This is a genomic window from Corynebacterium sp. HMSC14H10 (assembly GCF_001807105.1).
Lineage (GTDB): Bacteria > Actinomycetota > Actinomycetes > Mycobacteriales > Mycobacteriaceae > Corynebacterium > Corynebacterium jeikeium_D.
The window spans coordinates 35,118-49,251 of sequence record NZ_KV787412.1 but is presented as its reverse complement, the minus strand read 5'-3'; the positions used below and the strand labels follow the sequence as shown (position 1 = coordinate 49,251).

Annotated in this window: 11 protein-coding genes; 8 read left to right on the top strand and 3 right to left on the bottom strand. The window is 58.8% G+C overall.

The annotated features are described in order from the left end of the window. The first annotated feature begins 27 nt into the window (after nt 1-27). Entirely contained in the window at nt 28-2,148 is a 2,121-nt protein-coding gene (gene ligA, locus HMPREF3135_RS02660) for an NAD-dependent DNA ligase LigA (RefSeq protein WP_141739569.1), read from the top strand. 39 nt (nt 2,149-2,187) lie between these two features. Here the strand turns inward: ligA and HMPREF3135_RS02655 are convergent, their stop codons facing one another. Then, nucleotides 2,188-4,554: a glycogen/starch/alpha-glucan phosphorylase gene (locus HMPREF3135_RS02655; RefSeq protein ID WP_049194086.1), complete on the bottom strand. Its 2,367-nt coding sequence runs from the start codon at nt 4,552-4,554 to the stop codon at nt 2,188-2,190. A 144-nt stretch (nt 4,555-4,698) separates the two neighbouring features. Then, on the bottom strand, nt 4,699-5,364 hold the full coding sequence (locus HMPREF3135_RS02650) for an ACT domain-containing protein (protein WP_048735304.1): 666 nt from the start codon (nt 5,362-5,364) through the stop codon (nt 4,699-4,701). A 227-nt stretch (nt 5,365-5,591) separates the two neighbouring features. On the opposite strand from HMPREF3135_RS02650, the gene gatC reads away from it, so the two are divergent. The 7 genes from gatC (at nt 5,592) to HMPREF3135_RS02615 (ending at nt 13,240) form a co-directional block, all read left to right on the top strand. Continuing rightward, entirely contained in the window at nt 5,592-5,885 is a 294-nt protein-coding gene (gene gatC / locus HMPREF3135_RS02645) for an Asp-tRNA(Asn)/Glu-tRNA(Gln) amidotransferase subunit GatC (RefSeq protein ID WP_049194084.1), read from the top strand. Nucleotides 5,886-5,900: 15 nt separating this feature from the next. Beyond that, a complete protein-coding gene (gatA, locus tag HMPREF3135_RS02640; RefSeq protein WP_049181171.1) occupies nt 5,901-7,415 on the top strand; it encodes an Asp-tRNA(Asn)/Glu-tRNA(Gln) amidotransferase subunit GatA in 1,515 nt (504 codons plus the stop codon). 151 nt (nt 7,416-7,566) lie between these two features. Continuing rightward, nucleotides 7,567-8,598, top strand: a complete 1,032-nt coding sequence (locus HMPREF3135_RS02635; protein ID WP_049190104.1) for a FecCD family ABC transporter permease — start codon at nt 7,567-7,569, stop codon at nt 8,596-8,598. After that, the gene (locus tag HMPREF3135_RS02630) at nt 8,599-9,399 is read left to right on the top strand and encodes an ABC transporter ATP-binding protein (protein ID WP_049194082.1); all 801 of its coding nucleotides are present in this window, start codon (nt 8,599-8,601) and stop codon (nt 9,397-9,399) included. 10 nt (nt 9,400-9,409) lie between these two features. After that, on the top strand, nt 9,410-10,534 hold the full coding sequence (locus tag HMPREF3135_RS02625) for an ABC transporter substrate-binding protein (protein WP_049172092.1): 1,125 nt from the start codon (nt 9,410-9,412) through the stop codon (nt 10,532-10,534). Nucleotides 10,535-10,587: 53 nt separating this feature from the next. Next, complete coding sequence (locus HMPREF3135_RS02620) at nt 10,588-11,619, top strand: ATP-dependent 6-phosphofructokinase (RefSeq protein WP_038628534.1); 1,032 nt, start codon at nt 10,588-10,590, stop codon at nt 11,617-11,619. A 157-nt stretch (nt 11,620-11,776) separates the two neighbouring features. Continuing rightward, a complete protein-coding gene (locus HMPREF3135_RS02615; RefSeq protein WP_049172094.1) occupies nt 11,777-13,240 on the top strand; it encodes a membrane protein in 1,464 nt (487 codons plus the stop codon). A gap of 26 nt (nt 13,241-13,266) precedes the next feature. Here the strand turns inward: HMPREF3135_RS02615 and HMPREF3135_RS02610 are convergent, their stop codons facing one another. Beyond that, complete coding sequence (locus HMPREF3135_RS02610; protein WP_049194081.1) at nt 13,267-14,100, bottom strand: class I SAM-dependent methyltransferase; 834 nt, start codon at nt 14,098-14,100, stop codon at nt 13,267-13,269. Nucleotides 14,101-14,134: the final 34 nt, after the last annotated feature.

Here is a 14,134-nt window from a genome sequence, read left to right as displayed (position 1 = left end):
CCCGGCGCATCCGGGCAATGACATAGAATGAGCGACGTGACTTCCTCGACCGATGAGAACTCCGACCTGTCAACCTCCGATTTGTCTTCGTTTTCCAGCGCCCCCGCCTCCGAGCCGGCGCCGGCGGACGTCCGGGAGAAGTGGCAAGATCTAGCAACTCGCATTCGTGAAAACGCTGCGCTGTACTACACCGCGCAGCCGGTTATCTCCGATGCTGAGTACGACGAGATGTTCCGTCAACTGCAGCGGTTAGAGGAGCAGTGGCCCGATCTGGTGGTGCCGGACAGCCCCACCCAGCAGGTCGGCGCACAGGTCGAAGCGCCTGCCGACGGGGAAGTATTCGAGCCTGTTGAGCACCTCGAACGCCTCTACAGCTTGGACAATGTTTTCGATGAGCAGGAGTTGCGCGGCTGGCTGGCCCGCACCCCGGCCAGCACGTATCTGACCGAGCTGAAAATCGATGGCCTGTCTATCGACCTGGTCTATGAGAAGGGCCGCCTTGTCCGGGCGGCCACCCGCGGAGACGGCCGCGTGGGGGAGAACGTCACCGCCAATGCGCGCACTATCGAAGATATTCCGCATGAAATCAGTGGCGAGAACATTCCCGACGTGCTCGAGGTGCGTGGTGAGGTCTTTATCTCGTTGGAAGAGTTCGAACGCATCAATGCTGATCGCGTCGACGCAGGCCAGAAGCCGTTTGCCAACCCCCGTAACGCCGCCGCCGGTTCCCTGCGACAGAAGGATGTTGCAGAAGTGGCGAAGCGTCGCTTGTCCATGATTTGCCATGGAATTGGTCATATCGAGGGCTGGCGTCCACAGTCTCAGCACGAGGCCTATCGTGCCTTGGACGAGTGGGGTTTCCACGTGTCGCCGTATACAAAGCAGGTTCATTCCGCGGATGACGTCGTCAAGCAGATGCAGTACTGGGGCGAGCACCGTCACGATGCCATCCACGAGATGGACGGGCTTGTGGTCAAGGTTGACTCCCTTTCCGAGCAGCGCGCGCTGGGCGCGACCTCGCGGGCGCCGCGCTGGGCGATTGCCTACAAGTATCCGCCGGAAGAGGTCACGACTGATCTGCTGGACATTAGAGTCTCCATTGGACGAACTGGTCGTGCGACGCCATATGCCGTGATGAAGCCGGTTTTCGTGGCCGGGTCAACTGTCGAGATGGCGACGCTACACAACCCTTCTGAAGTGCACCGAAAGGGTGTGCTTATCGGGGACCGTGTGACTATCCGCAAGGCCGGTGACGTGATTCCAGAGGTGCTCGGTCCCGTGGCCGATCTCCGAGATGGTAGCGAGCGAAAGTATATTTATCCGACTCTCTGCCCGGAGTGCGGTACTCGTTTGGCTCCGGCAAAGGACAGCGATGCCGATTGGCGTTGCCCCAATACCCGCTACTGCCCAGGTCAGCTGCGTCGTCGAATTGAATTCCTCGCCTCCCGCTCCGGGTTTGATATCGAAAACCTGGGGGAGAGGGGCGCTGCCGATTTGATTCATCGCGGCGTGCTTGACGACGAGTCCCGCCTCTTCGACCTCACCGAGGAAGATTTGCTCGGCACTGAGGTCTACACTACGGCTTCGCGGAAAACCCTGAACGCCAATGGTAAGAAACTGTTGGCCAACATCGAGGCAGCTAAGGATAAAGAGCTGTGGCGCGTATTGGTCAGCCTGTCCATTCGTCATGTGGGCCCAACAGTGGCGCGGACCTTGGCACAGAAGTTCGGCTCGATGGAGGCGCTGCGCGCTGCGAGCCGCGAGGAGATTTCGGCCATCGATGGCATTGGCGAGATCATCGGCGATTCCGTGGCTGACTGGTTCGAGGTGGACTGGCACCGCGAGGTTGTCGAGCGCTGGGAAGCTGCCGGTGTGCGTATGGCCGATGAGGTCGCCGATCGTCCAGATCAGGTGCTAGAGGGATTGACCGTGGTAGTCACCGGCTCTTTGGAGGACTTCACTCGCGACAGCGCGAAGGAAGCCATTATCTCCCGTGGCGGTAAGGCCGCAGGGTCGGTGTCGAAGAAGACCGACTACGTGGTGGTTGGCGAAAACGCCGGTTCCAAGGCCACAAAGGCCGAGGAGCTGGGCTTGCCCATCCTCGACGAGGATGGGTTCAAGCGGTTGCTGGAAACCGGGCAGGCCTAGCTGGGGCTTGGCCCAGCCAGGATTTGGTCCAGCCGGGGCCTAAATCTTGGTCTCTTCCAGCTTCCAGACCTCATTGGCGTAATCGCGGATGGTGCGGTCGGAGGAGAAGCGGCCCGAACGGATGATGTTCAGGAAGCACTTCTTGGCCCATGCCAGCTCGTCGCGGTAGTCTTCCGCCATGCGGTCGCGGGTCTCGCGGTAGTCAGCGAAGTCGCCGAGGACGTAGTAAACATCGGCCGGCTCGTACCCGTTGGACTCCAGCAGCGAGAAGTGCAGGTCGTGGAACATTCCGCTGCCACCGTCAGAAAAAGTTCCGTCGACAAGCGAATCGACAGCGCGCTTGAGCCCCGGCACCGTTTCGTAAGTGCCACGCGGGCTGTAGGTGCGGCGCAGCTCCGGCAGTTCCTCTTCCAGCGCACCGAAGATGTAGGCGTTCTCTTCGCCGGCGGCGTCGACGATTTCGACGTTTGCGCCGTCCATGGTGCCCAACGTCAGTGCGCCGTTCATCATGAATTTCATGTTCGAGGTACCCGAAGCCTCCTTACCGGCAGTGGAAATCTGCTCGGAGACGTCGGTGGCCGGGATGATGTGCTCTGCCGGGGTGACGTTGTAATTCTCAACGAAAGCGACCTGCAGGCGACCGTCCATGTCCGGATCGTTATTGACCTTGTCCGCGATAGCGTTGATGAACTTAATGATGGCCTTCGCGCGAACGTAGCCTGGGGCGGCCTTGGCACCGAAGATGAACACGCGCGGTGGCACGTCCAGCGCTGGGTCTTCCTTGATGCGGTAGTAGAGATCGAGGATGTAGAGCGCGTTGAGAAGCTGGCGCTTGTACTCGTGCAGACGCTTAATCTGGGTATCGAAGATGGCGTCCGGGTTCACCGAAATACCCTGGCGGTGCTCCAGCCAGGTGGCGAAGTCCTTCTTGTTCTCGTGCTTGATGTCGAGAATCTCACGCAACACGGCCTCGTCGTCAGCAAACTTTTCGAGCTCAGCGAGCTTGTCCAAGTCAGTGACCCAGGCGTCCGAACCCGACAGGCGAGTCAGCAGTGCCGACAGGCGCGGGTTGCACTGGTTGAGCCAGCGGCGCGGGGTGACGCCATTGGTCTTGTTGTTGAAGCGCTCCGGCCAGATATCGTGCCAGTCCTTCAACGTTTCGCGCTTAATGATCTCCGTGTGCAGGGCAGCAACACCGTTGATGGAGTACGCGGCGTAGCAGGCGATCCACGCCATGTGGATGCGACCGTGAGAAATCGGCGCCATGTAGTCAATCTTGCCCTGGTCGAAGCCGCGCTCCGCCAGGTCTTCGCGGAAGCGGCGGTCAATCTCGCGGGTGATCTCCAGAACGCGGCCGAAGAGACGGTCAAAAATGGAGTATTCCCAGGTCTCCAACGCTTCTGCCAGAACGGTGTGGTTGGTGTAGGCGAAGGTGTTGGACACGACGTTCCAGGCGTCGTCCCAGCTCATATCGTGCTCATCCAGGAGCAGACGCATCAGCTCTGGGATAGCGAGCACCGGGTGGGTGTCATTGAGCTGAATGGAGTTGTACTTGTGGAAATCGCGCAGGTCCTCGCCGTGATTCTCGATGTAAGAATCGATCATCGTCTGCAGCGAAGCGGAGACGAAGAAGTACTGCTGGCGGACACGCAGGACCTTGCCGTCATAGGTCGAGTCATTCGGGTAGAGCACGCGGCACAGGTCATGGACGCGCTCCCGTTCGACAATGGCGTCGGTGAAGCGCTGCGAGTTGAAGGCGTCATAGTCGAACTCACGCATCGGCTCCGAGTGCCACAGTCGCAGCGTGCCGACGTTATCGGTGCCGTAGCCGGTAATTGGCATGTCATATGGAACAGCGCGCACCACCAAGTCATCAAAGGTGACAATCTTGGACAGTTCCTCGCGACGAATGACGAAGGGGTAGCCCTCTTCCATCCACGGGTCCGGGTGCTCATCCTGGAAGCCATCTTCGAAGGTCTGCTTGAACAGACCGTAGCGGTAGAGGATGCCATAACCGGTCACCGGCAGATTCTGCGTGGCACAGGAATCCAGGAAGCAGGCGGCCAGACGACCCAGGCCACCGTTACCGAGAGCGGCGTCATGTTCGGCCTCGAGCACGTCTGTCAGATTCTTGCCGTACTTTTTCACGGCAGCAGAGGCCTCATCCACCAGACCTGCATTGAGCAGGTTATTCAGCAGGGCGCGACCCATGAGGAACTCGGCGGAGAAGTAGTGCTGCTGGCGGGTAGCAGCGTATGCCTCTGTGGTGCGCTGCCAGTTGTCCGCTAGGTTATCGACAACAACCCGTGACAGACCGGACCAGAATTCCATCTCAGTGGACGACTGGGGGACACGGCCGGACTCGGCACGAATGTGGGATCCGACGAGGTCACTCAAGTTCGACATCAAAGAAGCTCCTTATTGACTGGTATCATTTCCAGACTTTACCGCTAAGCGTGAATCACTGCGCTCCATAGGGGAGGAGCCTTAGGGTAAGAGCTTCGAGCGGAAGGGAGCTGCCCTCAGAAGAGGGCAGCCCATTAGCCGCTGCTAGTCGATAATCGCGCCGACAATCGTGCCAATCCGTCCCAAGTGCTCAACCTCACTTGGTAGGAAGTCCGGCCCGCCGGGCCGGCCAATAACGAGAACGAGGCCCTTGCCCATCGGAGTGGCGGCAATGGAGGAGTCCATAACTGTCCAGTCCTCCGGCAGCCACGTTTCTTCGTCCGGATCGAGGTTTCGCGGCGAGTCAATTGGGGCTTCCGGCAGAGTCCGGCCGTTATCCTCTGGAGCAGCGGTAGAGGAAGCGCGACGTACCCAGCGGCCATCGCTCTGTTCGCCGAGGACGATAGCCCAGCCGGCAGTCATAGTCTGAGGCAGGCCGTCGACGACATCTCCGAGGGCACGATCTAAGTTTTTCGTGTGCTGCGAGAACTTGGCCAGCAGTGCAATCTGTCCGCGGCGGTCGACCGAGCCGGAGAAAGGCCTAATTGAATCGACTTCCACTCCGCTAATGGACTGAGCCGCTGTAATCAGTGTGTCTGGGAGCAGGCCCATGGGCAGGTCAACCACGATGTCGTCAACAACAACGCCATTAGCGCCGTAATCTACGACATCGACACTGCGAATATCACCTTCTACTTCGCCCAGGGCAGCCGCGACGTAGCCAAGTGCGCCTGGTTCGTCGGGAAGCTGGATGCGAAGGAGGTAACTCATGGCTGTGTGCACAACCTTTCGAATAATTGATAGTGATTGTTGCGGTGTAACTATAGAAGTAGTGATTTAGGCTACAGGGTAAACCTTTGAAATGTAAGACCCTGCGGACAACTGCTTGGCGACAACGACTACTGTTGGCAAGTACAGCCCGCTCGCGCGGTTCAAAATCAGTTTCAACTAAACTTCTGTGCACTAGCTTCGTACGAAGAAATGAAAGGGGTACTAGCGTGCCAGCTATCTCACGCGATGAGGTCGCCCGCCTAGCGCGATTGTCCCGTCTGGCTCTGACTGACGCGGAACTCGACGAGTTCGCCGGTCAGATCGACGGCATTATTAACCACGTCCAGGCCGTTCAAAAGGTGGCTGCGGATGACGTTGAACCGATGAGTCACCCCTCTTCGCTGTCCGGTGTGATGCGCGAGGACGTCGTCAAGCCGACGCTGACTGCGGAGCAGGCGCTGGACCAGGCGCCGTCGCAGGACCGCCAGCGCTTTGAAGTTCCCCAGATTCTTGGCGAGTAGGAGTACGTGGAAGAAATGACTGCAGCTAACCCGAATCTGCATGCCGCTGTTGCTGAGGACCCGATTCTGGGGCTGAGCGCTTTCGAGCTCGCACAGAAGATTCACGCTCGTGAGCTGACCTCGGTAGAGGTCACCCAGGCGTTCCTCGACCGTATCGCGGCAATTGATGAGGACATTCACGCATTCCTGCACGTCGGTGCCGAAGAGGCCCTGGCTGCAGCTCGCAAGGTCGATGAGTCGCTGGATGCTGGCGAGGAGCCGGCCTCCGCGCTGGCCGGTGTTCCGCTGGCGCTGAAGGATGTCTTCACTACCACCGATGCGCCGACCACCTGCGCTTCCAAGATGCTCGAGGGCTACATGAGCCCTTACGACGCAACGGTTACTGCCAAGCTGCGTGCAGCTGGCATCCCAATCCTGGGTAAGACCAACATGGATGAGTTCGCCATGGGCTCGTCGACTGAAAACTCCGCTTACGGCCCGACTCACAACCCGTGGGATGTTGAGCGCACCGCAGGCGGTTCCGGTGGTGGCTCTTCTGCAGCCCTGGCCTCCGGTATGGCTCCGCTGGCTATCGGTACTGACACCGGTGGCTCGATTCGTCAGCCAGCAGCTCTGACCGCAACGGTCGGTGTGAAGCCGACCTATGGCACGGTATCCCGCTACGGCCTGGTCGCTTGTGCCTCCTCGTTGGACCAGGGTGGCCCGACCGCGCGTACCGTTTTGGACACCGCGCTGCTGCACGAAATCATTGCTGGTCACGACGAGAATGACTCGACTTCCACGGAGCAGCCGATTGCCGATGTGGTTGCTGCTGCCAAGGAAGGTGCTACCGGTGACCTCACGGGGGTTAAGGTCGGCATCGTCAAGCAGTTCGACCGCACCGAGGGTTACCAGGCCGGCGTACTGGACAGCTTCCACGAGGCCGTCGACAAGCTTAAGGAAGCTGGCGCAGAGGTGGTCGAGGTCGATTGCCCGAACTTCGACCACGCACTGAGCGCGTACTACCTGATTCTGCCGTGTGAGGTCAGCTCCAACCTGGCTCGTTTCGACGGCATGCGTTACGGCCAGCGTGTTGGTGATGACGGTTCGCACTCGGCCGATGAGGTCATGGCTATGACCCGTGCCGCTGGTTTCGGCGATGAGGTTAAGCGACGCATCATCATTGGTACCTACGCGCTATCGGTCGGTTACTACGATGCCTACTACATCCAGGCACAGCGCGTCCGTACCCTGATTCAGCAGGACTTCGAGCGGGCCTTCGAACAGGTGGATGTCCTGATCTCGCCGACCACTCCGACCACTGCGTTTAAGTTGGGCGAGAAGGTTGACGACCCGCTGAGCATGTACATGTTCGACCTGTGTACTCTGCCGCTCAACCTGGCCGGCATGTGTGGCATGTCCGTGCCGTCGGGCCTGGCTGAAGACACGGGTCTGCCGGTAGGCCTGCAGATTATGGCTCCGCGCCACGGTGACGATCGTCTGTACAAGGTCGGCGCTGCCTACGAAAAGGTTCGCGGCTCGATTGCATAAAAGCGCTCAATAAGCGTTAGTCGGTTTTCTGCAACCGTCGTTTTCTCACTGAAGTGGGAGAGCGGCGGTTGTTGTCGTGTCACGGGAAGTTTCATACATGCGCAGGAACGCAAACATGGAGAGAGTCAGAATTAAAAACCCACCACGATTTATGCCTTGGATCTATGGGCTGGTCATTGTCATAGCCATTGCCGTCAGTCTGGTCGCTGCGGTGGTCTTCGGCTCGGCGGATATCACCTGGTCCACCACGACACAGGTCATTTCGCATCACATCTTCGGCACTGAGCTCGATGAATCTGTGCCCGCCAGTTCGGACACCATCGTCTGGAATCTCCGCGCTCCCCGGGGAATTCTCGCAGCGATTGTAGGGGCGGGGCTAGCTGTCTCCGGTGTGGCTATGCAGACATTGGTCCGTAACCCGTTGGCAGACCCATATCTGCTAGGTATTTCCGCCGGCGCCGGTGCCGGTGCGACCGCGGTGATTATCTTTGGTGCTTTCTCCGGTAGCCCCATCGCGCCGCTGACATTCGGTGCACTCCTCGGTGCAGTAATGGCCACCCTCGCGGTCGGTGCTTTCGCCACTGCAGGCGGTGGGCTGACTCCGCTGCGTTTGGTGCTCTCCGGCGTTGTGCTCTCCGCTGCGTTTTCCGCGCTGAGTAGCTTCATGGTCTTCGCTGGGCCAGACCCGAGGGCCGCGCAGTCCGTGATGTTTTGGATGCTGGGCTCTGTTGCCGGTGCGACATGGCTGAAGACGCTCTTCCCGCTCATTGTCCTCATCGCAGTACTGTTGTTTTTCCTGGTCAAAGCCCGTCATCTGGATGCGCTGGCAACTGGTGAGAGCACCGCAGCGGCCGTAGGTATTGATGTTTCTCGGCTACGCACACAGGTATTTGTGCTCCAGGCTGTCCTCGTTGGCACGCTCGTTGCGGTCTCTGGCGGCATCGGGTTTGTCGGCCTGGTGATTCCACACTTGACCCGCATCTTGGTAGGGGCCACGCACCGCGTTGTCCTACCGGTTGCTGCCCTCATGGGTGGACTGTTTCTCATCTGGGTGGACATCATCGCGCGCGTAGTGGGCGGAAGCCAGGAAATGCCGCTGGGAGTAGTCACGGGATTGGTTGGCGCACCACTTTTCCTCTACCTCATGAGCCGCTCGCACTACAGCTACGGAGGTGCTGAGTAAATGAGCGCTCTACAAAAATCTGTACTCGCCGCTAAAGATGTGCGCTGTGATATCGCTGGGCGCACGATTGTCAGCGGAGTCAACCTCAACTTCGGTGCAGAACCCATGACCGCCATCATTGGTGTTAACGGCGCGGGTAAATCCACGTTGCTGCGTGCGCTCGGTGGAATCACGAAACCGGCCACGGGCGAGGTCGAGATTAACGGCAAATCGATGAGCTCAATCAGCTCGAAGCACCGCGCCCGCGATTTGGCTTTCGTCGCGCAAAACGAGGTTCCACCCGCCGAAATGCGCGTGCGCGACTTTGTCTCCCTGGGGCGCTTGCCCTACCAGCGCCTTTTTGGTGGCAACACTGCCGAGGACAATTCCCACGTCGACCGTGCGCTGGAGCTCGTAGGTCTGGAAACGGTCGCGCAACGCCTGTGTGGGCAACTCTCGGGTGGGCAACGTCGTCGCGTGTGTCTGGCGCGTGCCATCGCCCAGGACTCGCCAATCATGCTTCTCGACGAGCCCACTAACCACCTCGACGTGCGCCATCAACAATCCGTCCTCCGCCTGGCCCGCTCCAGCGGAGCGTGTGTCATTGCCGCGATCCACGACTTGGATCTGGTGATGAACCACTTCGACCGCGTCATCGTGGTCGCGGACGGCGGTATCGCGGCCGACGGCATTCCCGCAGAAGTGCTTACCCGCGACTTTGTCGCCCAAATCTTTCAGGTTGAATCCTGTCAGCTCAATTCCCCCGCTGGCCGCCGCCACCTCGCAATCGATAGCGAGCTGGATGCTGCCACCATCAACTAGGAGTACTCCCTTGAATAACGCACATGCTTTCCGACGTCCCCTTCGTGCCTCAGCAGCTGGTATCGCTGTGGCTGCTCTGGCATTCGGAGCCGCCGCCTGTGGCTCTGATGAGGGAACGCAGGCCTCGTCGTCAGGCCTTACCCTCACCAACTGCGGTGAAGAAGTCAGCTACCCGGGTGTAGCTAAAAAGCTGCTGATTAATGACGGCAATATTGCTTCGCTGGCGCTGGCTGTCGGTGCTGCGGATGAGATCACAGCGGTGAGCTCTATGGCCTCGCATCTGCCGGTGTTGACCGCAGCTTATGGCGATGCAATTGCGCAGAAGCCAGAAGTTGCGAAGGAATACCCGAATCTGGAGCAGGTCATTGCGGCCGAACCGGATGTGATGCTGGCGGGCTGGGGCTATGGCTTTAGTGAAGACAAGGGCATTACCCCGGAATCGCTTTCCGAGCACGGTATCGGTGCCTACACCCTGACGGAATCTTGCCGTACTGGTGACGCAGCCTCGGCGGGCAAGGAAGGCAGTGGCGACCCGGGGCATACTCGTGGTCTGGTGGATCCGTGGGAAGCTGTCAAAATTGATTTGAAGAATATCGCTACCTTGACCGGACACGACGGTGAGGGCGACAAGGTTATTGCAGATATTGATAACCGACTGCAAGCCCTGGATGCCGCGCCAAAGGGAGATAAGAAGCCAGTGGGCTTCCTCTTTGATTCTGTCGGTGAAGCACCAATTACCTCGGGTTCCTTTGGCGCACCGCAGGGCATCCTGGAAAAGGCCGGTGCAATCAATGCGACCGAGTCGATTAAGGACACTTGGACTACGACCTCCTGGGAGCATGTCGCGGAGATGAATCCTGACTTCATCGCGCTTGTGGACTACCCAGGTCAGACCTTCGAAGAGAAAATCAAGGTTTTGCGCACGAATCCGGCAACGAAGGATCTCGAGGCGGTCAAGGAGAACCGCTTTATTAACCTGCCGATTGCATTGTGGACGGAGTCTCCGCTGAACGTCGATGCCGCAGAGTACGTGCGCAAGGCGCTCGAGGAATATGGTCTTGTGCCGGCGTCGGAGGTGACGACGAAGATGGAGCTACCGTCTGAGCTACCAGGGCAGGAGTACCTGCAGAAGTAGTTTCGACCAAGGCCGTCAAGCACGAACTGACTAACGCGACTAAGGTGGGCATCATGCGAATTGCGACCCTTACCTCCGGTGGAGATTGTCCCGGTCTGAATGCCGTTATCCGTGCAATTGTCCGTACCAGCTCGAGCGAGTACGGCTCAACCGTCGTCGGTTTTGAGGACGGTTGGATTGGTCTTATGGAAGACCGTAGGGTCCAGCTTTACGACGATGAGCGGATTGACCGTATGCTGCTGCGTGGCGGCACGATGCTGGGCACCGGCCGCGTGCATCCGGACATTCTCATGTCTAACCTCGACCGCATCAAGGAAAATCTCTCTGATGCGGGCATCGATGCCCTGATCCCAATCGGTGGCGAAGGTACGCTGAAGGCCGGCAAGTGGCTTTCGGACAATGGGGTGCCGGTCGTCGGTGTTCCGAAGACTATTGATAATGACGTCAACGGTACGGACTACACCTTCGGTTTCGACACGGCTGTGGCTGTTGCCACCGACGCGGTTGACCGTCTGCACACCACTGCGGAATCCCACCAGCGCGTCATGATTGTTGAGGTCATGGGTCGACACGTGGGCTGGATCGCTTTGCATGCGGGTATGGCCGGCGGTGCTCACCACATTGTCATTCCGGAAAAGCCATTCGACATCAACGAGATTGTGAAGTCGATGGAGCGCCGTTTCCAGATGGGTGAGAAGTACGGCATTATCGTCGTCGCTGAGGGCGCCACCCCGAAGCCGGGCACCATGGAGTACGAAGAGGGCGGTGTCGACCAGTTCGGCCACCAAACCTTCAACGGCATTGGTCAGGTTATTGGTGCGGAGATTAAGAAGCGCACCGGGTACGACGTTCGCACCACGGTGCTGGGTCACATTCAGCGTGGCGGTACGCCGACTGCGTACGACCGCGTGCTTGCTACCCGCTACGGTGTCCACGCCACCCGAGCAGTACACGAGGGGGACTTCGGCAAGATCGTCGCTCTGCACGGTGAGAACATCGAGCGTATCGACATCGACGATGCGGTTGCTGAGTTGAAGGTTGTGCCGGATGGCCGTTACCGCGCAGCTGCTGCGCTGTTTGGTTAAACGCGTCGGTTAAGCACGCGTTGCTAAACATTTAGGCACATCTTCGTAACAAAATAGGCATACTGCCCGAGCTGGTGTATCAATCACCAGCTCGGGCAGTATGCTTTGTAAGGTTCCGGTTTTTGAAAAATAGACTTATATTTAGGATTTTCTCGTTATGTGGAAAAGAGCCACAACAATCGCGATGGCCTTTGTCGGCCTAACTGTCGGTGCCGGATTCGCATCCGGCCAGGAAATGATGCAGTACTTCGTGGCATTTGGCACTAACGGCTTGTGGGGCGTGGTACTTGCCTCCGTCGTGATGATTGCCAGTGGCCTGGCAGTGCTGTCAATTGCCAGCTACTTGCAGGCTGATGAGCACTCCGAGGTCTTCGACGTAATCACCCGCAGTTGGGTTTCGAAGATTTTGGATATCGCCGTGATGATCACGCTGTTCTGTACCGGCTTCGTCATGTTCGCCGGTGCCGGTGCGAACTTGAACCAGCAGTTCGGACTTGAGGTGTGGATTGGCGCCGTCATCATGGTTGCCCTGACTTTGGGTGTAGGCATGCTGGATGCCGACAAGGTCAGCCGCGTGATTGGCATGATCACTCCATTCATTATCGTGTTCCTGCTTGGAGCCGGTATCTACACTTTGTTCACCACCGACACGTCGATGTCGGAGGCCGCGCAGTACACCAATGAACTGTCGACATCGCTGCCACACTGGTCTATTTCTGCCCTGAACTATGTCGGTTTCTGTGTGATGGTGGCCGTATCGATGTCGATTGTCATCGGCGGTAGCTACCTGAACCCGCGTGAAGCTGGCATCGGTGGTCTCATGGGCGGGAGCATCTATGCAGGTCTGCTGACGCTGGTGACCTTTGCCCTCTTCTTCAAGGTCAAGGATGTTGGCCACGAAGATATGCCGACCCTGGCAATCGTCAATGACATCCACCCGGTCCTGGGTACCGTGATGGCAATCATCATCTACGCCATGATTTTCAACACGGCCATTGGCATGTTCTACGCGCTGGGCCGCCGCCTAACACGCAATACCCCGCAGCGTTTCCGCCTGGTATTCATCGTGACGGTGCTGATTGGTTTTGGCCTAAGTTTCTTTGGGTTCAAGGCCCTGGTTGGCTCCATCTACCCGGCCCTTGGCTACGTCGGTATCGCTCTTATCGTGATTCTGTGTGGTGCGTACCTGGCTGGACGTAACAAGCTGATGGAGGAGTCGAAGCGTCGCGGCCGTATCCGTAAGCTCGCACGCCGGAAGATGCACCCGAACAAGAAGTTCACCACCGCCGATCAGAAGAAGCTCGACCGCGCTTTGGCCAACTCCAACATTTCCAACGTCGATCTTCAGGAGAGCGTCCGCGACGACATCGTCGAGGAACTGGTCAGCGACGATAATGTTGAATTCACCGAGGATGACGCCGAGCGCATCGTAGAAAAGGATAATGAGCGCCTGGAGAAACTTTCCGAAATCGAGGAAGCCTCCGATGATGACAATCCTCGCGAGACCGCGAGGGACTCCTTCCCAGGCGAGGCCACAGCCACTGCGCCGAAGAAGCTTGCCGGACAGACTAAGAATGCATTCAAGCGCGTGGCTCACCCTAAGCCGAAGAAAGAAAAGTAACTAGCGCGACTAGGCAGCTCGAAAATTTAGGCAGCTCGAAAATAGAAGGCATCGCACCGGTAGGGAAGGGCGATGCCTTCTTCGTATGTGTGCCCCAAGTGTTCGTGGAGATACCAATGCAAGTTCGCCTCCACCTTGGCGCGAGTGGCGGGCTTGGAACGAAGCCAATAGGAACGGGTTCGTGCCAGCAGCACGATGTCCTCGATGGTCAGTGTCTGCTCCCAGGCCAGACGCACCTCATCGACTAGCTCCAGCTCCGGGCCAACCTCGGGGTAGAAGCCGGGACGCAACACGTCGCCGGCGTGCATTATGCGGCTGAGCCGATGCACCCACGGTACGGAAACATCCAAGGTGTTCCACACCAACATAGCCACGCTATCCGCGCGTAGCACCCGAGTGAGTTCTTTACTTGCAGCTGTCGGGTCCACCCAGTGCCATGTCTGCGCACATGTTGCTACATCGACGCTGTTGGACTCCAGTCCCGTGCGCTCCGCAGTGCCTTCCAGGCATTCCGCCGCTGGCACATTGTGCATCAGTGCTTGCCGCATCGCGGTGGAGGGATCGAGTGCCAGCAGGGTGGCATCGCGGTAGACGTCGGCAAGCGAGGCGGTGAGCTTCCCAGTGCCGGCGCCGATATCGGCGACTACCTGTGGGTGCGGTGCGAGACGGGTAAGCGCTTCGATGACGGTTGGAGGATATCCGGGGCGCACGCGGTGGTAGCCCGTGGCTCCGTCGGCGCTTTCCTGCAGGTCGTTGTCGAAAGTAGCGCCTGCGCGGTGGCGGTCAGCGGCGTCGCGGAACGTTGGCGTATCGCGTGCTGACGTCGGTGGAATCGGTGGGTGTTCGTTAACTCCGGGCACGACTTATACCCTAGGGCACGCCTGCGGGGCCATC

Excerpts from the sequence above, each read along its gene's own strand:
- HMPREF3135_RS02635 (WP_049190104.1), top strand. The coding sequence starts at position 7,567 with ATGCCTTGGATCTATGGGCTGGTCATTGTCATAGCCATTGCCGTCAGT.
- HMPREF3135_RS02650 (WP_048735304.1), bottom strand. The coding sequence starts at position 5,364 with ATGAGTTACCTCCTTCGCATCCAGCTTCCCGACGAACCAGGCGCACTT.
- ligA (WP_141739569.1), top strand. The coding sequence starts at position 28 with ATGAGCGACGTGACTTCCTCGACCGATGAGAACTCCGACCTGTCAACC.
- HMPREF3135_RS02630 (WP_049194082.1), top strand. The coding sequence starts at position 8,599 with ATGAGCGCTCTACAAAAATCTGTACTCGCCGCTAAAGATGTGCGCTGT.
- HMPREF3135_RS02620 (WP_038628534.1), top strand. The coding sequence starts at position 10,588 with ATGCGAATTGCGACCCTTACCTCCGGTGGAGATTGTCCCGGTCTGAAT.
- HMPREF3135_RS02615 (WP_049172094.1), top strand. The coding sequence starts at position 11,777 with ATGTGGAAAAGAGCCACAACAATCGCGATGGCCTTTGTCGGCCTAACT.
- HMPREF3135_RS02655 (WP_049194086.1), bottom strand. The coding sequence starts at position 4,554 with ATGTCGAACTTGAGTGACCTCGTCGGATCCCACATTCGTGCCGAGTCC.
- gatA (WP_049181171.1), top strand. The coding sequence starts at position 5,901 with ATGACTGCAGCTAACCCGAATCTGCATGCCGCTGTTGCTGAGGACCCG.